This window comes from Afifella sp. JA880 (assembly GCF_025379905.1).
Classification (GTDB): domain Bacteria; phylum Pseudomonadota; class Alphaproteobacteria; order Rhizobiales; family Afifellaceae; genus Afifella; species Afifella aestuarii.
On the sequence record NZ_JAOANH010000002.1, the window covers coordinates 874,893 to 901,366 of the forward strand.

General features: G+C 64.1%; 24 protein-coding genes. 7 read left to right on the forward strand and 17 right to left on the reverse strand.

Annotation, left to right across the window (positions count from 1 at the left end):
• Positions 1-6: 6 nt before the first annotated feature.
• From NYQ83_RS12265 to NYQ83_RS12285, 5 genes are all read right to left on the reverse strand, one after another.
• Entirely contained in the window at positions 7-1,158 is a 1,152-nt protein-coding gene (locus tag NYQ83_RS12265) for a Re/Si-specific NAD(P)(+) transhydrogenase subunit alpha (protein ID WP_261214973.1), read from the reverse strand.
• Between the two features lie 11 nt (positions 1,159-1,169).
• Positions 1,170-1,457: an aa3-type cytochrome c oxidase subunit IV gene (locus tag NYQ83_RS12270; protein ID WP_092815669.1), complete on the reverse strand. Its 288-nt coding sequence runs from the start codon at positions 1,455-1,457 to the stop codon at positions 1,170-1,172.
• 189 nt (positions 1,458-1,646) lie between these two features.
• Positions 1,647-1,886 (reverse strand): hypothetical protein, encoded by a 240-nt coding sequence (locus tag NYQ83_RS12275; RefSeq protein WP_128291051.1) that lies wholly within the window; start codon positions 1,884-1,886, stop codon positions 1,647-1,649.
• Positions 1,887-2,025: 139 nt separating this feature from the next.
• A complete protein-coding gene (locus NYQ83_RS12280) occupies positions 2,026-3,429 on the reverse strand; it encodes an ABC1 kinase family protein (RefSeq protein WP_261214978.1) in 1,404 nt (467 codons plus the stop codon).
• 496 nt (positions 3,430-3,925) lie between these two features.
• Positions 3,926-5,788, reverse strand: coding sequence for a M3 family oligoendopeptidase (locus NYQ83_RS12285; RefSeq protein ID WP_261214980.1), 1,863 nt, complete (start codon positions 5,786-5,788; stop codon positions 3,926-3,928).
• A gap of 242 nt (positions 5,789-6,030) precedes the next feature.
• Here NYQ83_RS12285 and NYQ83_RS12290 point away from each other — a divergent pair, with 242 nt between their 5' ends.
• The 3 genes from NYQ83_RS12290 (at position 6,031) to NYQ83_RS12300 (ending at position 11,427) form a co-directional block, all read left to right on the forward strand.
• Positions 6,031-7,572: a sigma-54-dependent transcriptional regulator gene (locus tag NYQ83_RS12290; RefSeq protein ID WP_261214982.1), complete on the forward strand. Its 1,542-nt coding sequence runs from the start codon at positions 6,031-6,033 to the stop codon at positions 7,570-7,572.
• Positions 7,573-7,611: 39 nt separating this feature from the next.
• Positions 7,612-9,450 carry a murein L,D-transpeptidase gene (locus tag NYQ83_RS12295; RefSeq protein ID WP_261214983.1) on the forward strand — a complete coding sequence of 613 codons (1,839 nt, stop codon included), beginning with the start codon at positions 7,612-7,614 and terminating at the stop codon, positions 9,448-9,450.
• Positions 9,451-9,603: 153 nt separating this feature from the next.
• On the forward strand, positions 9,604-11,427 hold the full coding sequence (locus tag NYQ83_RS12300) for a DUF882 domain-containing protein (RefSeq protein WP_261214985.1): 1,824 nt from the start codon (positions 9,604-9,606) through the stop codon (positions 11,425-11,427).
• A gap of 76 nt (positions 11,428-11,503) precedes the next feature.
• On the opposite strand, the gene glpD is transcribed toward NYQ83_RS12300, so the two are convergent.
• The 4 genes from glpD to NYQ83_RS12320 form a co-directional block, all read right to left on the reverse strand.
• Positions 11,504-13,024: a glycerol-3-phosphate dehydrogenase gene (gene glpD / locus NYQ83_RS12305; protein WP_261214987.1), complete on the reverse strand. Its 1,521-nt coding sequence runs from the start codon at positions 13,022-13,024 to the stop codon at positions 11,504-11,506.
• 114 nt (positions 13,025-13,138) lie between these two features.
• Positions 13,139-13,426, reverse strand: a complete 288-nt coding sequence (locus tag NYQ83_RS12310) for a DUF2312 domain-containing protein (protein WP_128291045.1) — start codon at positions 13,424-13,426, stop codon at positions 13,139-13,141.
• A gap of 109 nt (positions 13,427-13,535) precedes the next feature.
• The gene (locus NYQ83_RS12315; protein ID WP_261214988.1) at positions 13,536-13,835 is read right to left on the reverse strand and encodes a DUF1244 domain-containing protein; all 300 of its coding nucleotides are present in this window, start codon (positions 13,833-13,835) and stop codon (positions 13,536-13,538) included.
• Positions 13,836-13,846: 11 nt separating this feature from the next.
• Entirely contained in the window at positions 13,847-14,671 is an 825-nt protein-coding gene (locus tag NYQ83_RS12320) for an N-formylglutamate amidohydrolase (RefSeq protein ID WP_261214989.1), read from the reverse strand.
• 99 nt (positions 14,672-14,770) lie between these two features.
• Here NYQ83_RS12320 and NYQ83_RS12325 point away from each other — a divergent pair, with 99 nt between their 5' ends.
• The 3 genes from NYQ83_RS12325 (at position 14,771) to pyk (ending at position 17,709) form a co-directional block, all read left to right on the forward strand.
• Entirely contained in the window at positions 14,771-15,697 is a 927-nt protein-coding gene (locus NYQ83_RS12325; protein WP_261214990.1) for a DMT family transporter, read from the forward strand.
• A gap of 162 nt (positions 15,698-15,859) precedes the next feature.
• A complete protein-coding gene (locus tag NYQ83_RS12330; RefSeq protein ID WP_244514634.1) occupies positions 15,860-16,276 on the forward strand; it encodes a DUF1036 domain-containing protein in 417 nt (138 codons plus the stop codon).
• Entirely contained in the window at positions 16,273-17,709 is a 1,437-nt protein-coding gene (gene pyk, locus NYQ83_RS12335) for a pyruvate kinase (RefSeq protein ID WP_261214991.1), read from the forward strand. Before NYQ83_RS12330 ends, pyk begins: the two co-directional genes overlap by 4 nt.
• A 162-nt stretch (positions 17,710-17,871) precedes the next feature.
• Here pyk and NYQ83_RS12340 read toward each other — a convergent pair whose 3' ends face one another.
• Both NYQ83_RS12340 and ykgO read right to left on the reverse strand, forming a co-directional pair.
• Entirely contained in the window at positions 17,872-18,504 is a 633-nt protein-coding gene (locus NYQ83_RS12340) for a tetratricopeptide repeat protein (protein WP_261214993.1), read from the reverse strand.
• Between the two features lie 84 nt (positions 18,505-18,588).
• Positions 18,589-18,714: a type B 50S ribosomal protein L36 gene (gene ykgO / locus NYQ83_RS12345; protein ID WP_092815928.1), complete on the reverse strand. Its 126-nt coding sequence runs from the start codon at positions 18,712-18,714 to the stop codon at positions 18,589-18,591.
• Between the two features lie 185 nt (positions 18,715-18,899).
• Between ykgO and NYQ83_RS12350 the strand changes: the two genes are divergently transcribed.
• The gene (locus NYQ83_RS12350) at positions 18,900-19,337 is read left to right on the forward strand and encodes an EamA family transporter (RefSeq protein WP_261214996.1); all 438 of its coding nucleotides are present in this window, start codon (positions 18,900-18,902) and stop codon (positions 19,335-19,337) included.
• Here the strand turns inward: NYQ83_RS12350 and choV are convergent.
• From choV to NYQ83_RS12380, 6 genes are all read right to left on the reverse strand, one after another.
• Positions 19,325-20,536 carry a choline ABC transporter ATP-binding protein gene (gene choV, locus NYQ83_RS12355; RefSeq protein WP_261214997.1) on the reverse strand — a complete coding sequence of 404 codons (1,212 nt, stop codon included), beginning with the start codon at positions 20,534-20,536 and terminating at the stop codon, positions 19,325-19,327. The genes NYQ83_RS12350 and choV overlap by 13 nt on opposite strands.
• On the reverse strand, positions 20,533-21,375 hold the full coding sequence (gene choW / locus NYQ83_RS12360) for a choline ABC transporter permease subunit (RefSeq protein WP_261214999.1): 843 nt from the start codon (positions 21,373-21,375) through the stop codon (positions 20,533-20,535). The genes choV and choW overlap by 4 nt, the downstream gene beginning before the upstream one ends.
• A 344-nt stretch (positions 21,376-21,719) precedes the next feature.
• Entirely contained in the window at positions 21,720-22,190 is a 471-nt protein-coding gene (locus NYQ83_RS12365; protein ID WP_261215198.1) for a pseudoazurin, read from the reverse strand.
• A gap of 126 nt (positions 22,191-22,316) precedes the next feature.
• Positions 22,317-24,224 (reverse strand): nitric oxide reductase activation protein NorD, encoded by a 1,908-nt coding sequence (locus tag NYQ83_RS12370; protein ID WP_261215001.1) that lies wholly within the window; start codon positions 24,222-24,224, stop codon positions 22,317-22,319.
• Positions 24,225-24,229: 5 nt separating this feature from the next.
• Positions 24,230-25,039 (reverse strand): CbbQ/NirQ/NorQ/GpvN family protein, encoded by an 810-nt coding sequence (locus NYQ83_RS12375; protein WP_261215003.1) that lies wholly within the window; start codon positions 25,037-25,039, stop codon positions 24,230-24,232.
• Positions 25,040-25,120: 81 nt separating this feature from the next.
• Complete coding sequence (locus NYQ83_RS12380; protein ID WP_261215004.1) at positions 25,121-26,467, reverse strand: cbb3-type cytochrome c oxidase subunit I; 1,347 nt, start codon at positions 26,465-26,467, stop codon at positions 25,121-25,123.
• Between the last annotated feature and the right edge of the window lie 7 nt (positions 26,468-26,474).

The following is a 26,474-nucleotide window of genomic DNA, read 5'->3' on the forward strand; positions in this document are numbered from 1 at the left end:
TATCCCCTATTTCTCGTTCGGCGCGTTCACCGGCTCGCCACCAAACTGCGGGTGCACGACGGCCCCGCCATGGGTGAGCAGCGTCGCCGCCACGATCTGGTCTTCACGGTTGATGGAAAGGGCCTTCGTCTCCTTGTCGACCATCGGCTCGACGAAGGCATAGATGTTGCGGGCGAGAAGCGCCGAAGCGGACGCTGCGATCTGCCCCGCCATATTGACGATGCCGATGAGCGTGACGTTGTCCTTCACGACCTGCTTGTCGGCTTCCACGCCCTCGACATTGCCGCCGCGTTCCACGGCGAGATCGACGATGACGGAACCGTCCTTCATCGACTTCACCATCTCCGCGTCGACGAGCTTCGGCGCCGGCCGGCCCGGAATGAGCGCCGTGGTGATGACGATGTCCTGCTTGGCGATGTGCTCGCGCACCAGCTCCGCCTGCTTGGCGCGGTATTCCGCCGACATTTCCTTGGCGTAGCCGCCGGCGGTCTCCGCCGCCTTGAACTCTTCGTCCTCGACCGCGATGAACTTGCCCCCGAGGGACTCCACCTGCTCCTTGGCCGCCGGGCGCACATCCGTCGCCGTGACGACGGCGCCGAGGCGTTTGGCGGTGGCGATCGCCTGCAGACCGGCGACGCCGGCTCCCATCACGAAGACGCGGGCGGCGGGCACCGTGCCGGCGGCCGTCATCATCATCGGCAAGGCGCGCCCATAGGCTTCCGCAGCCTCGATGACGGCACGATAGCCCGCAAGGTTCGCCTGCGAGGAGAGAACGTCCATCGACTGGGCGCGGGTGATGCGCGGGATGAGCTCGAGCGCAAAGCCGGAAAGCTTCGCCGCGGCCATCTTCTTCAACGCCTCCTCATGGCCGTACGGATCCATGAGGGCGACGACGGCCGCGCCTTCCGGAAAGCCGGAAAAATCGTCCGGACGGCGAACGGTGAGGACGATGTCGGCGCCCTGAAGCGCCGCCTGCCGGGTCTGGGCGACGTCCGCGCCCGCTTCGGCGAAGACCTCGTCGGCAAGCGAAGAGCCTGCCCCGGCGCCGCTCTCAACGACCACATCGGCGCCGAGAGTCTTGAATTTCTTGATCGATTCGGGAGTTGCCGCGACACGCGGCTCGTCGTCCCGCGGTTCCTTAAGAACTGCAATGCGCATAATGATTTAGCTCAGGCCACTGCGAAGAGGAAGAAGACGAAAGTAATCCCGAGGACGACCGCGGAGGGCCCCCATCTGCTCTGCCTGAACAGGCCGTAGAACAGCGTGGCGAGCGTCAGCGCGAGCGCGATAGAGCCGAGCCACAGGGCGCCCCCAAGGCCGAAAATAGCGACGATCAGGACGATCGTGACGACATGTATGATACCCAAGATGAGGAGCGACAGAAACCTGTCGTACGTCTTCTCGTGGTGCTCGTAATCCATTGCGGAACCTGCCGACGCCATCACCTGTTCAGCCATGCGCTACTGCCCTTGCATAGATTGGCGGGATATATCGCCGGCCTTACCACGCCATCTTAGACAAGGGCAACGCCGGGTAAACCTCCAAATGCCGCAGGGGCTTCGAATACAGGCCGACGCACAAACGAAGACGGCGCCCCGTGGGCGCCGTCACAAGACAGAAAGATGGGCGTCTCAGACGCGGTGCAATCAGACGCGGTGCAAGGTGAAGGACGCGCCCGGCTGGCGGCAGGTCATGCTGCTTGAGCCTGCAAGCGTGCAGGTGGCCGCGCGCTGCTGCTTGGTGGCGATGGAGTACCAGCTGATCTCGACGGTCTGCGGACCGGCCATATTGTAGCTGCCGGTGGCGAGCTGGGCGCCCGTCTTGGCGTCTTCGGTGGTCATGGAGCCGTTCGAGAAGGTCGAGACGAAGACCCGGTCGCTGGACATCCAGCGCCCCTCGACAGGCGATGAAATCTCTCGTCCCCCGATGCCCGTTTGACAGCCGGCCAGAAAGGCCGCGGAAAGAAGGACGGCAGCGGTAACGTAACGGGTTTGCAAATTGAGCCTCCAGCAGTTCATTGCTGCTTTAATGCCCTTGCCGCGAATTTGATCCCGCAGATTCAACGACAAGATTCGCGGCTCGAAGCGCCGCCGCCTGGTTGCGGGTGACCGTGTCGACGGAAAATCCGTCGATTTCCTCGTTGAAGAGACGATGGAAATTCATCTCCGCACGCAGATGCAGGAAGACCCCACCGAGACCGATCGCCGCACGGTCCATGAAGACGAATTCGCGCGGCACGGTGACCGGCCCCTTCTCCTTGAGAGCCATATGCACGCGGTAGGCCTCGCCCCGTCCGTACTGCGCCGGCGAGATGCCGTCGGCGATCGCCCGCGTCCGGTCGTCGAGAAGCGGCCCATAGATGAAGCGCGCCCAGATATTGAGGATATCGATGAGTTCGTTGGAAAGCCCGCGGAACCCCCAGGTCTCGTACGCGCTGACGATGCGGTCGCGATCGTCGGTCTGCAGGCCGCGATAGAGCTCGATCACGCCTTCCACGAAATGCGGCGGGAAGATGCGCACGCAGCCATAGTCGAGGAGGTTGATGCCGGCGGGGCGCCCCTCTTCCTCGAAGACCGTGTAATTGCCGAGATGCGGATCGCCGTGAATGATCGCCTGATGGCTGAAAGGCTGCCACCAGGCCTTGAACATCGAAGCGGCGAGATGATTGCGCTCCTCCAGCGAATGGTCGCGGTAGTCGAGGAGCTTCTTGCCGTCGAGCCAGGTCATGGTGAGAAGCCGGCGGGTGGAAAGCTCCGGCCGCAGTTTCGGCACCCGCACCCGCGGCTCGTCCGCAAGGACGGCATCGTAGAGCGCCATGTGTTTGGCCTCGCGCTCGTAATCGAGCTCTTCGCGCACCCGCGCGGCGATCTCTTCGGCCATCTCACGCGTATCGATCGCCGTGTCCATGCGCCGGTGCAACGAGAAGAGCACGGACAGCTGGCCGAGATCGGCTTCGACCGCGCTCGCCATCTCTGGATATTGCAGCTTGCAGGCGAGCTTCGTCCCGTCGTGGTCGACGGCACGGTGCACCTGGCCGAGCGAGGCGGCAGCCGCCGGCTGATGCTCAAATTCCTGGAAGCGGCTTTGCCAGCCAGCCCCGAGCTCCGCCGTCATGCGCCGCTTGACGAACGCCCAACCCATCGGCGGCGCATCAGACTGAAGCTGCGTCAGTTCGGCGGCATATTCCGGCGGCAGCACGTCCGGGATCGTGGCCATCAGCTGGGCCACCTTCATGATCGGGCCTTTGAGACCGCCCAGCGCCTGCGCCAGTTCCTGCGCGTTACGGCTCGGATCGATCTCGCGACCCAAGGCGCGCGAACCGACCATACGCGCCGCAATCCCGCCCATTCCTGCGCCGACCCGCGCATAGCGCGTCATGCGGCCGGTAAAGCGGTTGCGTTCGTCGTCACGGGGCGGATCAACAGGCATAGAGGTAACCCTTTACGTCATACACGCACGCGTCTTCGTATCCGCTAGATAGGGTGCCTGAGGCTGACCTGCATCCGCCTTTCGCGCATTGCGGTGCTGAAACTTTTTCGCTTCGGAAGGCGGACATGCAGGCGGTCTTGCACGGACGGGTTTTCATGCCCGCCCCGATCTGCCCCCGGCCCGCAAAACACATCGCCCAAAACGCATTCCCCAAAAAGGAAAAGGGCCGCCAGAACGGCGGCCCTCCGCGAGAAGCGGGCGATTTGCCCAGAATTTACTCGATCACGAAAGCGACAGAGGTTGCTCCACCGCCTCGAGACCGATCAGGCAAATACCCCATCCATTCTCACTCGACACTGGATCACCTCCTTTCAAGCTGTTTCGACCAATTCTGAGTTTCTCCACCAAGCGGCTGCTTGGCAAGCACAAAATTTGCAAGATCCGCAAATTTTGTGGGCTCGATGAAAAAGCCGCCATTCGCGTGGTCTGCCACGTCTTACGCGGCCTGCACACTCTCCAATTCGTCGATCAGCCCTTCGATGACCGACAGCCCCTGCATCCAGAAGGCCGGATCGGACGCATCGAGCCCGAAGGGCGCCAGGAGCTCCTTGTGGCGCTTGGTGCCGCCGGCTTTCAGCATGTCGAAATAGCGGTCCTGGAAGCCGGTCTCGGCATCGCGGTAGACGGCATAGAGCGAGTTCACCAGGCAGTCGCCGAAGGCATAAGCGTAGACATAGAACGGCGAATGCACGAAGTGCGGAATATAGGCCCAGAACACCTCATAGCCTTCGCCGAGCCGGATCGAAGGTCCAAGGCTCTCCTTCTGCACTTCCATCCAGATGTCGCCGATCACCTCGGCCGGCAGTTCGCCCTCGCGACGCGCCGTGTGGACGCGGCGCTCGAACTGATAGAAGGCGATCTGGCGCACGACCGTGTTCAGCATGTCCTCGACCTTGCCGGCGAGCAGGATCTTACGCTCCTTCGGCGTCGCGGCATTGTCGAGCATGGAACGGAAGGTCAGCATCTCGCCGAAAACGCTTGCCGTCTCCGCCAAAGTCAGCGGCGTCTGCGCCATCAACAGCCCCTGCTCTCCGGCGAGAACCTGGTGCACGCCGTGGCCGAGCTCGTGGGCGAGCGTCATCACGTCCCGCGCCTTGCCCTGGTAATTGAGGAGCACATAAGGATGCGCGCTCGGCACCGTCGGATGCGCGAAGGCGCCCGGCGCCTTGCCCGAACGCGTCGGCGCATCGATCCAGCTTTTTTCAAAGAAATTGCCGGCAATCTCCGCCATGCGCGGGTCGAAACTGCCATAGGCGGAAAGCACCGTCTCTTTCGCTTCCTGCCAGTCGATCGTCCGCTTCAACGTCTCCGGAAGAGGCGCATTGCGGTCCCAATGGTCGAGCTTGTCCTTGCCGAGCCATTTCGCCTTCATCGCGTAATAGCGGTGCGACAGCTTCGGATAGGAAGTCGCCACGGCCTGCACCAGCGCATCGACAACCTCCGGCTCCACCCGGTTGGCGAGATGGCGGGCGGAGGCGACATCCGTGAAGCCACGCCAGCTGTCGGAGATCGCCTTGTCCTTGGCCAGCACATTGGTGATCAAAGAGAAGGTGCGCAGATTCTCGCGAAACGTATCGGCAAGCGCGGTGGCGGCGGCCTTGCGCTGCGCCTCGTCGTGGTCGGTCAGAAGATTGAGCGTCGGCTCCAGGGTGAGATCCTTGCCGTTCACCTTGAAGCGAAGCGCCGCCATCGTCTCGTTGAAGAGCCGGTTCCAGGCTGCGCGGCCCGTCAGCGACTTCTCATGGAAAAGCCGCTCGATCTCGTCTGAAAGCTGGTAGGGGCGCTCTTCGCGCAGATCGTCGAGCCACGGCTTCCAATGCGCAAGCTCCGGGCTCGCCATGGCCTTGTCGAGCACCGCATCGTCGATCCGGTTGAGCTCCAGCGGGAAGAACAGGAGCTTCGTGGAAACCGCCGTCAGCTTGTCCTGCAGATCGCCGTTGAATTTCGCCCGCTTCGGATCGCTGGTATCGCCGGCATAGACGAGCCCCGCATAGCTCACCAGCCGGCCGATGATCTCTTCGATCGCCTGAAATTCCTCGATCACACCGGCAAGGCGGCTACCGCCATCCGCACTTTGCGCGATCTCGGCGAGCTTGCCCTTATAGGCCCCTTCGAAGGCCGTCGCCTTTTCGTCCACCTTGGCGATATCGGCGGCCACTTCCGGCGCATCCATCGACGGGTAGAGGTCGGTCAGATCCCATTCCGGGAGAGCGCCGAGGCCCTCGTCTGCGACCTGCGCACCCTCCTTCGTCACATCGAAGCCAGGCTGGAATTGCAGCAAACTCTGCTCGGTGCGCATCAATCATTCTCCTTGATAGCTGGTGCAGACGGCGTAGCGCCCAGCCTCTCATCTGGCAATTTGTGCGGCAAGAGCAAGCTTTGCGGGAGCGTCCCACGCCTGCGACCGAAAATTCCGGTACGGCGCAAGCGATCTCGGTGGGCAAGAATTCCACCGCTTCCGCGTCATGGGTAACAACCCCTTAACCTGAGTCGGGGCAGCTTGGTGCGAAATGAAACGCTCTCGTGCCACGAAGACGCTTGATGCCAGCTCGTATGCTTCTGGTCGATGACGACCCGATCACCCTGCGTCTGCTCGCAGGCATGATGCACTCCTTCGGCTATCTGTCGGAATCGGTATCCGGCGGTCAGGCCGCCCTCGACCGCCTCAAAGATACGGCCTCCTCTCCGATCGATGTCGTGATCCTCGACCTCGTCATGCCCGATGTCGACGGCATGATGGTGCTCGAAACACTGAAGAAAATGCCGGCGCCTCCGGCCGTCATCGTCCAGACTGCGCAAGGCGGCATCGACACCGCCGTCTCGGCGATGCGCGCCGGCGCCTTCGATTTTCTGGTCAAGCCGGCGGCTCCCGAACGCCTGCGGGTCTCGATCGCCAATGCGCTCAAGCTCTCGGCTTTGCAGGGCGAGGTCCAGCGCCTGCGCCACCGGCGCGAAGAGACCGTCTCCTTCGACGACATGATCGCATCCGCACCGGCGATGATGCGCACCATGGAGCTCGGCCAGCGCGCGGCACGTTCCGCCATCCCCGTCCTCATCGAGGGCGAGGCCGGCACCGGCAAGGAATGGTTCGCACACGCCATCCATGGCGAAAGCGCGCGCCGGGCGAGACCCTGCGTCAGCGTCGATTGCGGTGCTGACACCGCCGACGATATCGAAACGCTTCTTTTCGGCCGTCCCGCGACGGGTGCGACGCCGGCCCTTCGCGGCCGCCTCCACGAGGCCCAGGGCGGCACCCTGCTTTTGCGGCAGATCGCAGACCTGCCGGCGAGCGTGCAGGCGCGCCTTGCCGCCGTTCTTGAAGAGGGCACCCTCCCGCTTCTCGCCGGCGAACGCGTGGCCCGCGCCGACTTTCGCCTCATCGCCACGACCGACCGCCGGCTCGTCGACCGCGTGGCCGAGGGCGTCTTCCGCGAGGACCTGTTCTACCGGCTCAACGTCTTCCCGATCTGGCTGCCGCCGCTGCGCGACCGCGTCGAGGATCTTCTCCCACTCGCCGCCACCTTCCTCGCCCGCTTCGCCGCGGAAGAGGGTCGCCCTCGCCTCAAGGGGCTGGCGCCCGAGGCGAAAGCGCTTCTCACCGCCTTTCACTGGCCCGACAATATTCGCCAGCTCGAAAACGCCGTCTACCGCGCCGTCATCCTGTGCGAGGGAGAGTTTTTGCGCCCCTGGGATTTCCCGCAGATCCAGACGGCTCTCGATGCCGGCGCCATCCCGGAACTGGTCAAAGCCTGGCAGAACGAGGGCGCCGCCGCGGCCCGCACGCGGGCATCGGGGACAGGCCATGTTGCACGCGCGCACCATCGCGATAGGGAAACACCTGACAGGCCTGTCGCATCGGCTGACAAAATCTCGCCCCCCCTTTATGGTCTCCTGCATCTTCTGGATCGGGACGGTGAGATGCGGGCGCTCGATGCGCTCGAGGAGGCAGCCGTGCGCTTTGCCGTCGAGCATTACGGCGGCCGGATGAGCGAAGTGGCACGACGCCTGCACATTGGCCGCTCGACGCTTTATCGGAAGCTGAAAGACTACGGGATCGAGACGGCCGCCGCCGATGCGGCCTGAGGCGCGCGTTCGCCAAGGAATGACAAACTGGAGAGTTGGATGCGATTGAGAGGCACGGCGGTTTTCCTGGCGTTGATGGCAGCGACACCTGTCGCCGCAGCACCTGCCCTAAAGGTTGCCACGGTCGGGGTCGAAGACGCCGCCGAGACGTCGTCACCGGCCATCACGACGGAAGCCGCAGCGATCCGGGCCGCTCTCGCCCATCAGCCGGGATATTCCGATCCGCGCGCCAAAGACATCGCCGCGTCGGTGCGCAGTTTTTATGAAGAGCGATCTTTCGCTCCCGTGTGGATTCATGACGGCAAAGCGACGGAGCAGGCCCGTGCCTTGCTCGACCGCATGGCCCGCGCGGCTGAGGACGGCCTTGCTCCTTCCGACTTTGAGGCGATCGAGCTGCCGCAAGACCAGCTCTCCGATGCCGATGCCATTGCGGCGAAAGACGTGGCCCTCAGCGAGAACGCCGCCCGCTTCATCACGCATCTTGCGATCGGCCGGGTTCTGCCGAAGTCGGTCAACAAGGAAGTCTATTACGCGCCGGCCCTGCCGGATCTCGGTGAAGCCCTCGCCAAGACGACCATGGCGAAGGATGTCGACGCCACGATCTCCGCCTTTGCGCCCCCGCATCCGCAATATCAGGCGCTGAAGGCGAAGCTCGCGAAGCTGCGCGAGAGCGACGGCAAGCCGCTGCCGCACATCGCCGAGGGCCCGACCTTGAAGGTCGGCCAGCGCGACCCGCGCGTCCTCACATTGCGCGAGCGGCTCGGCATCGAGATCCCGGAACCGCCACAGAAAGCGCAGTTTGCCCCCGTCCCGGCCGCGGACATGCCGGAGCCGGAAACGACGGGTTCGCTGGCTCAGACCGCGTCTTCCACCAAGATGGATGAGGCCTCGCGGTCACAGCCCCCGGCAGGGTTCTTGGAGAAAGCGCACGATTACAGCGCCGATCTCAAGCTCGATCCGACGCCGGTCGCCTATCGCGCCGGCAACGATGCGATGCTCTACGACGAGACGGTCGTCGCCGCCGTCGAAGACTTCCAGCGCGAAAACGGCCTTTCGGTCGACGGCATGGTCGGTCCGCAGACGCTTGAGACCCTGAACGGCGCGAGCCGCGAAAACCGCATCAAGACCGTCATCGTGAATATGGAGCGGTGGCGCTGGATGCCGCGCGACTTCAGCGACGACTATATCTTCGTCAATGTGCCGGAATTCATGGTCCGTGTTTACCGCGACGGCGCGCTCAACCACGAGACGCGTGTCGTCGTCGGCCAGCGGTCGCATCCGACCCCGCTTTTCGGCGACGAGATGGACCATCTCATCCTCAATCCTTACTGGAACGTGCCGAATTCGATCGTAACCGCGGAAATGCTGCCCAAGATCCGGAAGGATCCTTATGGATACTTCAACTCGACGGGCTACCAGCTTCTCGCCGACATCCGCGGCAAGACGTACCGGCTCGATCCGACGCGGATCGACTGGTACGCGGTCGACACGCGGCAGCTTCGCATTCGTCAGCCGCCGGGTGACCGCAATGCGCTCGGCCGCATCAAGTTCATGTTCCCGAACCGGCACGCCGTTTACCTGCACGACACACCTGCGAAAAGCCTGTTCCAGAGATCCTCGAGGGCTTTTTCTCACGGCTGCGTGCGCGTGCAAGATCCGATGGCGTTCGCGGACTCCATCCTGGCAAACGACGACCAGTGGAATTCTACGCGGCTGAAACGAATGTATTCGAACCAGGAAGTGCGCATCAACTTGCAGCAGAAGCTGCCGGTTTTCCTTGCGTACTTCACGATGATCCCGGAAGCAGACGGAAGCTTGAAGACCGTTCCCGACGTTTATGGCTATGACGAGAAGCTGGCTAAGTTACTCAATCTGTAACCATGACCTAGGCTGAGGCGAGAAAATGGCGCCTCAGTCGCATTTTCGCCACAGCTTTCCATTTTGTAATTGAGCGTTAAGCAAGAGAAGCGAGAATTCGCTCTCGTGCCTGGGGATGGGGAAGGGGCTTCCCGCAAAAGAAGGCGATCACGCTTGCTGATACCGGCCGAGTTCAAACTCTCGCGCCTGCGCGGCCCAATGGTGTGCCTGACGCTGGCCTTCGCCCTCCTTCTCGGAGGTTCCGATCCATCCCTATCGCGTTCCGGCGACCGAACTCTGAAGCTCTTTTTCGCCCATACGGGCGAACGCGGCGAGTTCACCTTCCGTCGCAACGGCCGCTATGACCAGCGCGAGCTGAAGCGCCTCAACTATTTTCTGCGCGACTGGCGTGCCGACGAGCCGACCGACATGGATCCGCGCCTCTTCGACCTCGTCTGGGAGGTCTATCAGGAGGCCGGCGCGCAAAACCCTGTCACGGTCGTCTCCGCTTTCCGCTCTCTGAAGACTAACAACATGCTGCGCAAGCGCTCCTCCGGCGTCGCCAAGCGCAGTCAGCACACCGCCGGCAAGGCGATGGATTTCTTCATCCCCGGTGTGCCGCTCGAAAGACTCCGCAAGATCGCATTGAAGAAACAGGTCGGCGGCGTCGGTTACTATCCGACGTCCGGCTCGCCCTTCGTGCATCTCGACGTCGGCAGTGTCCGCCACTGGCCGCGCATGACGCGCCAGCAGCTCCTGGCGCTCTTCCCGGACGGCAAGACCCTGCACATCCCGTCCGACGGCAAGCCTTTGCCGGGCTACAAGATCGTGCTCGCCGAATATGGCCGCAGCGGCAAGAAAGAGACGCTCGGAAGATCTGGCGGATCGTCGAACCCGAACGAGAAGGCGACCGTCGTCGCCTGGCTGAAGAATGTCTTCGACGGCGACGAGGACGAGGGCGATCAGACCCGCCCGATGCGCTCCAAGACAGCTCCGGCGCGGGCCCTTGCTCCCGTCCAGACGGCACGCTCCGCACCTCAGGAAGTTCAAGTCGCCAGCGTTGCGCCGCAAGAGCTGTCTCCTCCGGAGATGCTGCCACGCGCCGCTCCTTCCGCCATCAGGGCGATCGCGGTGGCGACACGGACGGAGACGGCGGATCCGACCGCACCTGCGGCGCCTCAGATCGCCGAGCAAGACGCTGTCGGTCTTCTCGCCTATGCGGCGATGGCGCAGGCCCGCCCGGACGGCCTCCCAGCCGTCATGCCTGAGACGGCAGGCCCGGCGACGGCCGAGGACGCCAGCGAGTTGACGGCTCTTTATGAGCGCGCCCTTGCCAACGCCGATCCGGCCACCGCCTCCCCGCGCGATGCGCAGGCGACGGCCGGCCTCGTCCTGGCAAATGCCGTGTTGGCGCCGTCGAATATGGCGAAAGAAATCACTCTGCCGGCAGCCCGTCCGATCGTGACGGCCTCGCTCGACGCCGAGCCACAGGGTTTTGATGCCATCGACGCCGCTGCGGGTCTCGCCGGATCGAAAACCGGGATCGCCGCCGAAGAGGAGGCGACGCTCGCCTATGCCTCTTCCCAGGATCGCCCCGCCCAGGATCGCCCCGCCCAGGATCGCCCCGAGGCGCCAGCCGCGCTCGAAGAAGCCGCAGGCCTCGCCATTCCGCAGGAGACCCCGCTCGGCCTCGCCGCCGCAGTCGAAATCACGGCGCCGGCGGCCCCTGTCGCTCGCCTCATCACCCAAAAGCCCGATTCCGGCGATCTCTCACGCCTGATGGGCAAGGATACGACGCGGACCTTCATCTTCGCCCTGTTGCAGGCACCGCGGCCCTCCGGCGCGGTCGAGTTCTTCGCCATTCCGGTGAATGAGGGTGTCGCCCGGGCGATCAGCAAGGCAGAGCAGCTGCGCACCGATCGCTTCGCCACGAAGGACGACCTCGCCTTCATCGACGAACCCGACCAGGTCTATCTTCTCGTCGCGTCGCTGGACTGACGCAGATCCCAGAGATCACTCACCAGAGATCACTCAGCGGTGTCCGCGCTTCAAAAAGGAGCGCCGACCTGTCCGCTCACGTGGCGGGCGCCGTCACCGCGCTCGCAATCCCTTCGCCGAGATAGCGATCGAGCGCCTCCCGGCCCTCCGCCGAAACGTGCAGGCAGAGTTTTGAACGGCGGTTGAGGATATCCTCCGCACTCACCGCGAATTCCGCACGTCGGAGATACTCGACCTCCTTCTGATAGAGGTCGGCGCCGAAATGCCGTCCGAGATCGGCGGGCGATGAGACCCCTTCCAGGAGCTCGAACGTCTTCGTGCCATAGGCGCGCACAAGCCGGGCGATCAGCGGACAAGGCAGGCCCGGATACTGGCCGGCCACCTTCTCTTCCAGCGCGGCGAGACCGTCGATCGGAAAATCGCCGCCCGGCAGAGGCGCATCGGCGGTCCAGGGCTTGCCCCGCTTTTCGTTGAGCGCCGCCTCGATGCGCAGAAGAACCGTCTCGGCAAGGCGCCGGTAGGTGGTCAGCTTGCCACCCAGAACGTTGACGAGCGCCGCGCGGCCGTCGCCATCGTCGACCTTGATGACATAGTCGCGGGTCGCTGCCTGCGCTGAGCCGCTGCCTTCATCGACGAGCGGACGGACACCGGAAAACGACCACACCACCTCGTCCGGGCGAACCGTGCGACGGAGATAGGCGCTGATCGCCTCGCACAGATAACTGGTCTCTTCGGCCGTGATGCGGACTTTGGCGGGATCGCCGTCGTAATCGCGATCGGTCGTGCCGATCAGCGTGAACTCCCTCTCATAGGGGATCGCGAAGACGATGCGCCCGTCGGCATTCTGGAAGATATAGGCGCGGTCGTGCTCGTAGAGTTTCGGCACGACGATGTGGCTGCCCTGCACGAGACGAATGGGCTGCTGCTTCGCATCCGCGGCCGTCTCCAGGACGTCGTCGACCCACGGACCGGCCGCATTGACCACGAGCCGGGCGCGAACTTCGCTCTCCTCGCCATCTGACGTGCGAAGAATGGCTTTCCAGCCGCCCTCGACGCGCTCCAGCTTGATGACCTTGGTCCGCGTTTCGATCGTCGCGCCCCGGTCACGGGCATCGCAGGCGTTGAGCGTCACAAGCCGCGCATCGTCGACCGCGCAGTCGGAATATTCGAAGCCGCGGCGATAATCGCCGGCAAGCGGCTCCCCGGCCGGGTCGTTTCTGAGATCGAGCGTCTTCGTCGGCGGCAGATTCTTGCGCCCGCCCAGATGGTCATAAAGGAAAAGTCCGAGCCGCAGAAACCAGGCTGGGCGCAGCCCGCGATGATGCGGCAACACGAAACGCAAGGGATGGATGATGTGCGGCGCGATCGCCCACAACCTCTCCCGCTCCATCAGCGCTTCGCGCACCAGACGGAACTCGTAATATTCGAGATAACGCAGACCGCCGTGAATGAGCTTCGTCGACCACGACGAGGTGCCGCTGGCGAGATCGTTCATCTCGCATAAGAGAACCGACCAGCCACGCCCGACCGCATCCCGCGCAATGCCGCATCCGTTGACGCCGCCTCCGATAACAAGAATGTCGTAGCTCGGCGTCATGATAGAGGCTCCTGCGGGAGGCAAAGAAAGGGGCGGGAAGAAAGGTCGATCGCGCCCGTCTCGCCTCGCAAGGCTCAGACACGGGCGCGGCGCAATCCTCGTTCATCGGACGGTTCAGGCGGCCTCATCGTCGTCGAGCGCCGCCGGCGCCATGCCGAGCGCATGCATATAAAGGTCGAGGATCGCCTCCTGCTCCTGCCGCTCGGCGACATCCTGCTTCCGGAGGCGCACGACCTGGCGCATCACCTTGGTGTCGAAGCCGTTCGACTTGGCCTCCGCATAGACCTCGCGGATATCCTCAGACAGGGTCTTCTTCTCTTCCTCCAGCCGCTCGATGCGTTCGATAAAGGCGCGCAGCTGGCCGGCGGCCACCCCGCCCGGTCCGGATGACTCTTCGGCCATGATTTTCTCCTGAGATTCAAGTTCTTGGGTTTCGCGTGCAGGTGATGCCCGCTTCGGTCAATGCCGGAAAGACCTCATCCACGTTTTCCACGCGGCGGCCGGCCTGACCTCAATGCTGTGGCTTGTTCTTCTCGAAATCGGCTTGCTGCTCGGCGTTCGCCGGCGCCTGGTGACGGCTCTTCCATTCGTCGTACGGCATGCCGTAGACGATCTCGCGGCTTTCGGCCTTGCTGAGCGTAAGGCCCCTCTCCTCCGCTGCCTCCTGATACCAGTTCGACAGGCAGTTGCGGCAAAAGCCGGCCAGATTCATGAGGTCGATATTCTGCACGTCGCTGCGTGCGCGCAGATGCTCGACAAGCCGGCGAAAGACAGCCGCCTCGATCTCGCTTCGCTCCCTATCTTCGCTCACTGTCTCTCCTTTCACGCTTGCGCATCGGCATGCGAGCCGTAATGGCGGATCTCGTAGAGCTCCTCATTGGCGAGAAGTGGGCGCAGGAGCGCTTCCAGGCGCTCGGCCCATTCCGCGATGCCGGAAGCGGTGGAGATAAGGTCGTTGCGGACCTCGACGAGGGCATGCGCGAGGCCCCGCAACGTGCCGTGCCGGTAAAGCGTGTCGCCGGCGAGAGCCCCCGTGTAAGGCTCGTTATCGCCGATCCTGAGACCATGCTCGCCCCTCAGCGCCTCCAAAAGCGGCAGCGGCAGGCGGGGATCCTTGTCCCACAGAATGCCCGCATGCCAGGGCCGCCGCGTTCCCTTCCAATCCGGCGTGAACGAATGCACCGAAAAGATGACCGGCGGGCGCCCCGTCTCGATCATCTGATCAATCGTCTCCGACACTTTGCGATGGTACGGCCGATAGAAGCGCTCAAGACGCCGCGCGCGCTCATCAGCTCCGATGCGGGCATTGCCGGGCACCACCGCCCCGTCGGAAATCCGCATGACGAGGGTCGGATCGTCCTCGCCGCGATTGGGGTCGATCAGCAATCTGGAGAATTGCGTCAGAACGGCCGGTGCATCCAGACGTTCGGCGAGCTCCTCGCTCAACGCACCGGCGCCAATATCGTAGGCGATGTGGCGCTCGAGCTCCGCTGCCGGCATGCCGAGATCACGATATTCCGGAGGCATGCGCCGCGAAGCGTGATCGCAGAGGATCAGAAGTCCGCCACCCGGATCACCCGGGACAACCTTGTGTGAATCGGCAGGCGCGGTCTCGGTCACGGCCCGCGCCGCATTCGTATCGTTCATCTGTCCGTGTGAAGCAGTTTCGCAAGGGGCCCGGCCATGTTAGGCCCTGCCATCCATAACGCCGCCCGGCTTCGAGGCCAAGGCGTGCCGGAGATTGTCTTGAGCGAAGCTGGTGAACGTAGCGGTCTCGTGACCGCAATGCCGGATATCATCCCGATGTCCGCGCTGGTGCTCGGCGCCTTTGCCATGGGCGCCTCCCCGATCTTTGTCCGTTTTGCCGAAGTCGGCCCTTTGACGAGCGCCTTTTGGCGCGTCGCACTTGCCCTGCCGCTCTTGTGGATCTGGGCGAGGCTCGAAACCCCGTCCGGCCGCACCGCACCCTCCTGGCGGCCCGTCGCCGGATCGCTGGCACTGGCCGGCATCTTCTTTGCCGGTGACCTCACCTTCTGGCATCTCGCCGTTCTCAAAACGACGGTCGCCAACGCCACCTTCATGGCGACGCTCGCGCCGGTCTGGGTGGCGCTCGGGTCCGGCCTCTTCCTGGGCGAGCCGGTCGACCGCCGGCTTGTCGTCGGATTGGGCCTGTGTCTCCTCGGCGGCGGTTTCCTTATCGGCGAGAGCCTTTCCGTCTCGCCGGAAAATCTCGCCGGCGATATTTATGGCCTCATCACCTCGCTCTTCTTCGGGGGGTACTTCATCGCCGTGCGCCGTGCGCGGCGGGTCCTCGGCGGCGGCCGGACGCTGTTTCTTTCCTCCATCGTCACCGCCTCCGTTCTCGCCGTGGAAGCCGTCTCGATGGAAACGCAGCTCTGGCCGCAAAGCGGTGCCGCAATCGGCGCCCTCCTGTCGCTTGCCATCATCAGCCATTCCGGCGGCCAGGGCCTTCTCGCCTTCGCCCTCGGCCATCTGCCGGCCGCCTTCTCGGCACTCGTCATCTTTCTGGAAGGGGTTGCCGCGGCTCTCCTCGGCTATCTCGTCTTCGACGAATCGCTCGGCGCCCTCCAGGCGGTCGGTGCGGCCGCGATCTTCGCAGGTGTCGTCTTTGCGCGGCCCCGCACGCATCGCCCCGTCACCAAGCCGCTCTGAGTGCTCCCCACACCGCCCTCTGCCCAAAATCTCGCCGTTCCAGCAACGACTTTGCCGCACCACCTCGTTGACAAGCCGCGCTCACTGCGCAAAACCCGCGCTGGGGCAGCCGAGAATGTGAGAACGTCGAGAGACCTTATGACGCCAGTACGTCTCGGGCTGATGGTCACCACCCTAGCCGCCTTCCTCGCCGCGACAGCCGGAACCGCCTTGGCAGACCTCCGGCTGTGCAACAAGACCTCGAGCCGCGTCGGGGTTGCAATCGGCTACAAGGGAGCCGACGACTGGCAGACGGAAGGTTGGTGGAACATTGATCCCGGCGTATGCGAAACGCTTCTCGCCGGGGCCCTGTCAGCCCGCTACTATTACATTTACGCCGTCGACTACGACCGCGGAGGCGAATGGGGCGGCAAGGCCTTCATGTGCACGCGGGACAAGGAATTCACCATCACCAGTGTCGGCGACTGCGTCGCCCGCGGCTTCCAAAGAACGGGCTTTTTCGAGGTCGACACCGGCGAACAGGCAAGCTGGACAGTACAATTGACAGAACAGACGAGCGGGGGCGTGGACAGCCAATGAGACGCAATCGCAAGGTCAAGATCCTGGCAACTCTGGGTCCTGCCTCGAACACCGTTGAGACGATCAGCGCACTCTTCGTGGCCGGAGCGGATATTTTCCGCATCAATATGAGCCACGCCACCCATGAGGAAATGCGCCGCCTGGTGCGCCTCATCCGCAATGTGGAGGCCGAGCACGGTCGCCCGATCGGCATTCTCGTAGACCTGCAGGGTCCAAAGCTCAGGATCGGTGAGTTCGCGGAAGGCCGCATCCCGCTCGAAATCGGTCAGAAGCTCATCCTCGACAGCGACCCGACGCCTGGCGACAAGAATCGCGTGCAGCTGCCGCATCGCGACGTGATGGAATCCCTGCGCCCCGGCGCCCGCGTTCTCCTCGATGACGGCCGCGTCCAGCTGCGCGTCATCAAGAACGCGCCGGACCAGGCGGAAACCGAGGTGATCGCCGGCTCGCAGCTTTCCAACCGCAAGGGCGTCAGCCTGCCGGACACGACGCTCAAGACTTCGGCCCTCACCCCGAAGGATCGGCGCGATCTCGAAGCCGCGCTCGAAGAGCCGATCGATTGGGTCGCGATGTCCTTCATTCAGCGCCCGGACGACATCGCCGAAGTGCGCAAGCTGGCGCGCGGGCGTGTCGGCGTGCTCGCCAAGATCGAAAAACCCCAGGCCGTCGAACAGCTCGATGAGATCATCGAGCTCGCCGATGCCATCATGGTGGCGCGCGGCGATCTCGGCGTCGAAATCCCGCTCGAGCAGGTGCCGGGCATTCAAAAGCGCATCACGCGGGCCGGCCGGGCCGCCGGCAAGCCGGTCGTCGTGGCGACGCAGATGCTGGAATCGATGATCGGCGCGGCAACCCCGACGCGCGCCGAGGTGTCGGACGTGGCCGGTGCCGTCTTCGAAGGGGCCGATGCCGTCATGCTGTCGGCCGAATCGGCATCCGGCGAGCATCCCGTCGATGCCGTGCGCGTGATGAATTCCATCGCCGAAGCGGTCGAGCGCGATCAGTATTATCCGATGATCATCAATGCCCAGCGGGCCGAACCGCTGGCAACCGGTGCCGATGCCATTACGGCCGCAGCGCGCCAGATCGCCGAGACCCTGTCGCTTGCGGCCATCGTCTGTTTCACATCGTCGGGTTCGACGAGCATGCGCGCCTCACGCGAGCGGCCGACAGTGCCGATCCTCGCTTTGTCGCCCGTGCGCGAGACGGCGCGTCGGCTCTCCCTCGTCTGGGGACTTCATTGCGTCGTCAGCGACGACGTCATGGACATTGACGAGATGGTCGACCGGGCCTGCTCCGTTGCCTACAACGAGGGCTTCGCGGCTCCTGGAGAGCGGATCATCACGACGGCCGGCGTCCCGTTCGGCACGCCGGGGTCGACCAATCTCCTGCGGCTCGCCTTCGTCAGCCCGGACGGTCATTCAGGGATGTAAGGCCGGCCTCTGGCCGGCATCTGAAAAGAGAAAAGGCGCCGAACCTCTCGGCGCCTCACCTGCTGCGGCAAACACCTGGCGCGCCAGGACGCTCTATTAGGGGAAGCTCTGTCAGGAGAGATCTGCCAACAGAGGCCAAGTCAGAAGACGCCCGGCCAGCGATCAGATCTCCTGGCCAGCCTGTTCCTTTTCCAGCTCTTCGAGCGCCTCGCGCGCTTCCGTCAATTGGGGATGGATGGCAAGAGCCGCCTTGAACGCGGCGATCGCCTCGTCCTTCTCGTTGAGCTCGCGCAGGATCATACCGAGCCCGACGAGCGCCCCGAAATGGCGCGGCTCGATCTGCAGCGTGCGCTCGATATCGGCGATCGACTTGCCGTATTCCTTCTGCGCGAAATGCGCGGTCGCCCGCTTGTTCCAGCCTTCGGCAAAACCCGGATCGAGAATCACCACTCGGTCGAGCACGTCGAGAGCGGCGCCCCATTCCTCGCCGTTCATCGCCCGGCTCGCCCAGCCCATGAACAGATCGATCGTGTCGCTGTCGGATTCGCGGAAACGGCGCAGCAGCTCGCTCTCCGCCGGCTTGGCGGAGGCCTCGTTCGGCGCGGCCTTGAGCATCTCGAAGAGGTCATCTTGCGAGAGATCGCGCAGCGACGGCGCCTCATGGCGCATAATGGACGAGGGATGGCCAGGGGACGGGTTGGCCCGCGGCAGCTCCTGCGCCCCGCCCTGAGACGGGATCATGAGAGCAGCAAGGAGCGCGGCACAGCCGGCGCTCAGGCACAAAAGTTTCCTCATGCCGGAAAGCTAGAGCCTGCCGACATCGGCGTCAAAGGGGGAAATGCAACAAGAGGGCCGTGCAAAGACGGCCACCGGAAGGGTTCAGCCCTGGCGGACTTTGAACTTCTTCTGCGTCTTGTTGATGATGTAGATGCGTCCCTTGCGGCGAACCATGCGGTTCTCGCGGTGACGGTTCTTCAGCGTCTTCAGCGAATTGCGAATTTTCATTGATCTCTCGCAGCGCCCTTCAGGCGCGCGCCCGTGCTCGTTTTCGGCGGTGAGATATGCGCGGGCAGCGCCTTTTGTCAATCCGCAGAGGGAGAATCTGCGCTTTGTCGGCATGACGCGCGCCTCCCCGCCACCTATGCTCGCTCTCTTTGGGACGATCCCAGCAAAATAGCAGGAGAACCGGCATGCCTTCACCCATTCTGTCGTGGCAGGTCTGGGCACTTCTTGCCGCCGTCTTCGCCGCCCTGACGGCGATCTTCGCCAAAATCGGCGTGGAAAACGTCAACTCCGATCTCGCCACCTTCATCCGCACGGTGGTCATCCTGGTGGCTCTGGGCGGAATCCTCATAGCCCTCGGCGAATTTCGCGGGCTGCCGGAGATCCCCGCGCGCAGCTACGCCTTTCTTGTTCTCTCGGGCCTCGCCACGGGGGCGTCCTGGCTCTGCTATTTCCGCGCGCTCCAGCTCGGAAACGCCTCGCAGGTGGCACCGATCGACAAATTGAGCGTGCTTCTGGTCGCTGTCTTCGGCGTCACCTTCCTCGGAGAGAAGCTGAGCGCGCTCAACTGGCTCGGGATCGCCGCCATTGCCGGCGGCACCTTCCTCGTCGCCTATCGCGCCTGAAGCTCGCTGCGGCCGCGGATGAGCGCACCGAACAGCTCCTCGTCGCCGATCACGCCTTTGACGCCGTCGTCGCCGACAACGACGAAATCCCCCCGATGCATGAGCCGCGCATCGATCAGATCGCGCAATCCGGTTTCGCGGCCGACCCGCACCAGACTTCCGGGCGCCAGAGAACCGGAGCGAAGATTTTTCAGATCGAAGAGCGGCAGCGTCTCGCCGTTGCGGACGATCCCGTCCGAGACGAGCTCGAAGCTCTCGGCGCCGCCGTTCTCTGCTCCTGCCCCCTCGCCCGCGGCCGGCCCACTCTCCCCGTTCGCCCGCAGAGGCCGCATCACCTCCTGCGCCCGCAGGACGTTGAGCGGGTTCATATGCGAGACGAAGGCGCGCACGTATTCGCTCGCCGGCGACAGCACGATCTCCTGCGGCGTGCCCACCTGCACGATGATGCCGCCTTCCATGATGGCGATGCGGTTGCCGAGCTTCAAAGCCTCGTCGAGATCATGACTGACGAAGATGATGGTGCGCTGAAGCCGCCGCTGCAGATCGAGAAGCTCGTCCTGCAGGCGATCGCGGATCAGAGGATCGAGCGCCGAAAACGGTTCATCCATGAGAAGGATCGGCGCATCGTTGGCGAGCGCACGGGCAAGCCCGACGCGCTGCTGCATGCCGCCCGACAATTCCTCTACGCGCTTGTCGCCCCAGCCGCCGAGGCCGACAAGCTCGAGCTGGCGTTCGACGTCCTTGCGCCGACGGCGTCGCCCGACATGTGAGAGTTCGAGCCCGAGCGCAACGTTTTCGCGCACCGTCCGCCACGGCAGCAATGCAAATTGCTGGAACACCATGGAGACGCGGTTGCGCCTGAGTTTGCGCAATTGCCGCGTTCCGCAGGAATGCACCGGCACGTCGCTCTCGCCGTCATGTACGAAGACTTCGCCTCGTGTGACCGGATTGAGGCCGTTGACGGCACGCAGAAGCGTCGACTTGCCGGAGCCGGAAAGCCCCATCAGCACCACGACCTCGCCGTCGTAGACGTCGAGATCGGCGTTCTTGACGCCGACGATCTGGTTGGTCTCGTCCTGGATCTCGGCGCGGCTCTTGCCGGCATCGATCAAGGGCAGCGCTTTCGCCGGGTGATCGCCGAAGACGATATCGACGCCTTTGAAGCGGACGACCGGCTGGCGTGAGGATGTGCCGCTCATGCCTTTTTGTCCGTCTGGCCGCGGCACAGGCGATCGAGGATGATCGCGACGAGGACGATCGCCACGCCCACCTCGAAGCCGCGGGCGATGTTGACCTGGTTGAGCGCTCGCAGCGTCGGCACGCCGAGCCCGTCGGCACCGACCAGGGCGGCGATCACCACCATGGAGAGCGACAGCATGATCGTCTGCGTCAGCCCCGCCATGATCTGCGGCAGGGCATAGGGAAGCTCCACCTTGAAGAGGCGCTGCCAGGAGGTGGCCCCAAAGGAATCGGCCGCCTCGATCAAAGGCCGCGGCGTCGAGACGATGCCGAGCTGGGTGAGGCGAATGGGTGCGGGAATGGCGAAGACGACCGTTGCGATCAGGCCCGGCACCATGCCGAGCCCAAAGAGAATGAGCGCCGGGATGAGATAGACGAAGGTCGGGATCGTCTGCATCAGATCGAGGACCGGCCGCAGCCCCTGCATCAGCCAGGGCCGTCGCGCCGCCGCAATGCCGATCGGCACACCGATCACCATGCAGATGATGGCAGAGGACAGAACGAGAGCGAGCGTTTCCGTCGTCTCTTCCCAATAGCCCTGATTGACGATGAGAAGGAGCCCCGCCGCCACGAAGACCGCAAAAGCCAGCGAGCGCCGTAGGAGAAAAGCCAGAACCGTGGTGAACGCGATGACCGCAAACGCTGGTGGCGTTTGCAGGAGGTACAAGATCGCGTCGATCACGTAGCTGAGGGCAAAAGAGATGCTATCGAAGAAGCCGGAGGCGTTGGCTGTCAGCCAGTCGACGCCGTCGCGCGCCAATGCGCCGATCGGCAGTTTGTGCTCTGTCAGCCACTCCATACGCTCTTCGTTCCCCCTTGCTCCACCGCGCGAAACAGCAGCGGCCATGGGGGCGCAAGAAATCAGACTCCTCGGTGACTTCCAAGTGCAATCGCACGGCTGGCCTCGCCTCGCACCGCTTTCGAGCGCGGCAGAGGGATATCACAAGCTCCTCTTCACAGGGCCGTGAAGGCGCGTGAAACGGCGGTTTCTGGCCACGACAGGAACGCCCGATTTCCACAGTGCGTCTTTGTCACAGAGGCGCCGCCTCGCCAGAGAGAAACTATGCGCCGAAAGCTGAGCGGCCGCCGAAAGCTGAGTGGCCGAAGGGGCATCCCCTTCGGCCAGATTGTCTCGGGTGTTGCCTATTTTGCCGCGACGTCGTGCTCGGCCGCCTGGTCGAAGAGCGCGCTGAACTTCTTCTTCGCCATGCCCGGCGTTTTCACGGCCTTGGCCTCTTCGAGATTGCTCGCGGGATCGCCGACGACGATGAGCGCCACCATCCCCATGGCGAAATGCGGTGTGCAGCGAACGCCGTAGACGCCTTCCTTGTCGAGCGTCACGGAGAAATCCTTGCTCGTCTTGCTCTTGAAGGCTTCAGCACCCTCCGGGAGCATGCCCTTCATGGTTTCGGCGTTGTGCCCAGGATTGGCGGCGATGAAATTGATCGTGTCGCCCGGCTGCGCCCGCACGAAATCCGGTTCGAAGACCATGACGCCCTTTTCGCCCTTGTTGAGCATCTTGACGTCGAACTCTTCCGCCTGAGCCGGGAGCGCAAAGGATGCGAGCGCGAGGCTGGCGGCGAAAGCGGCGAGAGAGGTCTTGGCGAGGGTCATGATCATGGTCCTGTCGTTGCGGCGTCCGGGGGTGCGCCATGGCGTCTTGATAGAGCCCTTCCGACCGACGAACTTTGTGCAATCACAAAGACTTGGATCTTTGGCGTGGCGTCACCGGCCCGTCTCTCAGGCGGTGAGATGGCGATAGATCGCCGGCAGCGCCGCCGGAAGCCGCTCGCCATGCGGGACGATCGCATAGGCGCCGCGGCCGAAGAGATAGGGAAAGTAATCGCGCGCCGCCTCATCGACGGTGACGCCGAAGACGCGGATGCCCTCCTTGCGCGCCTCGCGGATCGCCATGCGCGTATCCTCGATGCCGTAGCGGCCCTCGTAATAATCGATGTCGTTCGGCTTGCCGTCGGTCAGAAGCAGGAGCAGCCGGTGCCGCTGCGGCCGCTCTTTGAGGCCGGCGGCAACATGCCGGATGGCGGCACCCATGCGGGTATACTGGCCGGGCTTGAGCGCCTCGATCCTCCGGATCACGCGCCCGCCGAGCGGCTCGTTGTAATCCTTGACGCTCGCAACGCGCACAGACGTCCGGCGCCTGGAGGTGAAGGTGAAGATCGCGTGCTCGTCGCCACAGGCGGTGAGCCCGTGCGTCAGGGCGAGGAGCGCGCTCTTTTCCACGTCGAGCACGCGGTGCCCGCCGAGCCACGCATCCGTCGATAAAGAGACGTCCATGAGGACGGCCATGGAGAGGTCGCGGTCATTGGCGCGCGCCGTGGTGAACACACGCTCCGATCCCGCGCCGCCCGCCCGGCGCTCGGCGACATCGCGGACGATCGCCGCAAGATCGATATCCTCGCCATCGGGCTCGCCATAAAAGATCTGACGTCTCGGGCGGAGCGCTTCGAACTGCCGCCGAACCTGGCGAATGCGCCGTTGCATCTCCGCATCGGGTGTCCAGTCCTCGCCCTCTTCGGCCGCTGGTCCCGCGATCACCCGGCAATGATCGCGGCGATAGCACTGCCGCTTAAAGTCCCATTCGGGATAGGTGAGGCTCGCGGAAAGCACCTCCCCTTCGGCCGCTGCCGGCGCCAGATCGAGATCCATTTTGACCCGACTTGCGGCGCGCTGCCGGTTCGAGCCGATGCTGAGTTCGGGCAAATCGTCGGCCGCCTGCCTTGCGCCGTCCTCGTCGTCGTCTTCGACCTTGCGGTTGACGTTGACCATTTCGGCGACGCTGAAGATCGTCTCGAACCGGTGCAGGATCAGAGGATCGCCGCGGTCGCTCTGCTCGCTGTCGTGGCGCGACGCCCGCCGGCGCTTGGCATCGACCGTGACGGATTCCCCGCCCGGCTCGTCGCCCTCTTCCGCGCGGGCCAACCCGTCACCGGCCATCACCTCGCCCCAGAGCGGCACCGGCAGAAACGGCCGGTAACCCCGCGGGGCTGATAGGCCGGCAATGGCAATATGCGCGTCCTCGATCAGCGCCAGAAACGGCCCGCCATCGGCCCGGTGGCCGCCCAGAAGGCTCATGATCGCAGCCTCGATCTCGGCCTCAGCGCCAGAGAGAGCCCGGCGCGGGCGCACCTCCAGCATCGCCTGTCGCAAGCGCTGATAGGTCGTCCGCAATCCGGGCCAGGCCACCAGCGTCGCCCGAATGGCAGCGACCGCGGCCCGCAGCCGCAAGACGTCCGCAACGAGCGGATCGGCGGCCATCGGTGTCGCTCCGGCATGCGCGAACCAGGCCGCAAGCCATTCATAAAGCGCCTCGTTGTCGGCGCGGGCCGGAAAAACGTCGAGGACCTCCGGTAACCGCAACGTCTCCGCATCGAGGATCGCCTGGGGCATCTTTTCCGCCCCGAGCCCGACCTTCTGCAAGAGCGGCAGACGGTGCAAGGAGACGCTTGCCGCCCCTTCGGTGATGCGCACGGCGCCGCTGCCGCCGAAAGCGCGAAACATGACGCCGAGCCGCGTGCGTACCTCGTCGAGACGGACGGCCGCCTCCGGATGATGCCGATAGGTGCTGACGCCGCCCACAAGCCGGTGCCAGAAGACGCCGACCGTCTCCTCGGGCTCGAAGATCGACATCGCCGTCAGCCGAGCGCGATCTCTGCGATACGGGCAAGCGCCGTCATCACGTCGGGATCGTCGGTCAGGGGCTGCAAGAGCGCCGCCTCGATCGCGATCTCCGGCTTGATGCCGCTTGCGATCAGGCTGGCGCAATGGATGACGAGACGCGTCGAGGCGCCTTCCTCGATGTCCTGGCCCGTGAGTTCGCGGAGCGCATTGGCGACCCGCACGAGCGGCACGCAGCGCTCGCGCGGCAATCCGCTTTCGCTGGCGACGATGCGCGCCTCTTCCTCAGGTGCCGGAAAGCCGAACTCGAGCGCCACAAAACGCTGGCGCGTGCTCGGCTTCAAGGATTTCAGGACATTCTGGTAGCCGGGATTGTACGACACGACGAGCATGAATTCCGGCGGCGCGGCGAGGAGCTCGCCGGTGCGTTCAAGCGGCAGGAGACGGCGGTCGTCGGTGACTGGATGCAGGACGACCGTCACGTCCTTGCGGGCCTCCACCACCTCGTCGAGATAGACGATCGCGCCTTCGCGCACCGCCCGCGTCAGCGGCCCGTCGACCCAGACCGTCTCACCACCCTTCAGAAGATAGCGCCCGGTGAGATCCGCCGAGGTGAGGTCGTCGTGGCAGGAGACCGTGTAGAGCTTCCGCCCGAGCTTTTCGGCCATATGCGCGACGAAGCGGGTCTTTCCGCAGCCGGTCGGCCCCTTCAGAAGCACCGGCAGCTGGTTGCGATAGGCGTGTTCGAAGAGAAGGCATTCGGAGCCCGAGGGCGCGTAGAAGGGAAGCTCCGGCTCGGACAGGGCTGTGTTGATCAGCGCGGACATGATGGGCTCCGGCGAGTTTCTAGAAATTTCGGCTGCTCGGGAAGAGACGCCGGGCGGGATCCCGCCCGGCGCTGACTCAATCTATTCGGCGGGCTGCAAGACCGCAGTCCGGCTGGCGTGGCATTCCCGCACGGGACCGAAAATCGAATAGAGGTAGAGAAGCGCGGCCACGACCACGAGGGCTCCGGAGCCGAGACGGATCCAGTAGAACATGGCGAGCTGGTCCTGCACCTCCATGTAGCTTTCGCCCATCACGCGCTGCAGCTGGATCTGGACGACGCCCGCGAAGGTGAGCGCGAAGGTCATCACCGTCATCGCCGTCGTCATGATCCAGAAGGAGAGGATGTTGAGCGACTGGTTGTAGGGCTTGTGGCCGCGCAGATACGGCATCGCATAGGTGATGAGGGCAAGGTTCAGCATCACATAGGCGCCGAAGAAGGCGAGATGCCCGTGGGCTGCGGTGAGCTGCGTGCCGTGGCTGTAATAGTTCACGAAGGACAGGGTGTGCAGGAAGCCCCACACGCCCGCGCCGAAGAAGGCACCCACCGTGCAGCCGAGCGACCACAGCATCGCGGCCTTGTTCGGATGATCCCGCCGGCCGCGCCAGGCCATCGAGAAGGCGAAGATCACCATGGCGAAGAAGGGCGCGACTTCGAGCGCTGAGAAGATCGAGCCAACCCACTGCCAGTACCCTGGCGCACCGATCCAGTAATAATGGTGGCCGGTGCCCAGAAGCCCCGAAAACAGCGCCAGGCCGACGATCGAATAGAGCCACTTTTCGATCACTTCGCGATCGACGCCGGTCATCTTGATCATCAGGAAGGCGAGAACTGAGGCCATCACCAATTCCCACACGCCTTCGACCCACAGATGGACGATGTACCACCAGTAGACCTTGTCGAGAGAGATGTTGGTGGGCTCGTAGAAGGCGAACAGCCAGAAGACGGCGATGCCCCAGAGGCCCAGAAGCAGGACATTGGTGACCGCCGTCTTGCGACCGCGCAGCACCGTCATCGAAATATTGTAGAGGAAGATCACCGCGACGACGGCGATCGCCACCTTGATCCACAAAGGCTGTTCCAGGAACTCGCGGCCCTCATGGATACCGACCGTGTAGCCCGCGACGGCCGACAGCGCCCCGAACATCAAGAGCCCGAGCTGCACATAGGCGAGGAACGGGCTTTCGATATCCCGCTCCGCCTCTTCCGGCACGAGGTAATAGGCACAGCCGAAGAAGCCCATCAAAAGCCAGACGATCAGCGCGTTGGTGTGAATCATCCGGATGATGTTGAACGGCAGCAATTCCGACAGGAAGTTCGGCAGGACGTAGACGGTCCCCGCCAACGTGCCGGCGAGAAGCTGGACTGCGAACAAGCTCATGGCGCCGGCGAAGTACCAGTACGCCACTCTTTGCGATGCGTATTTCATGGGTTTT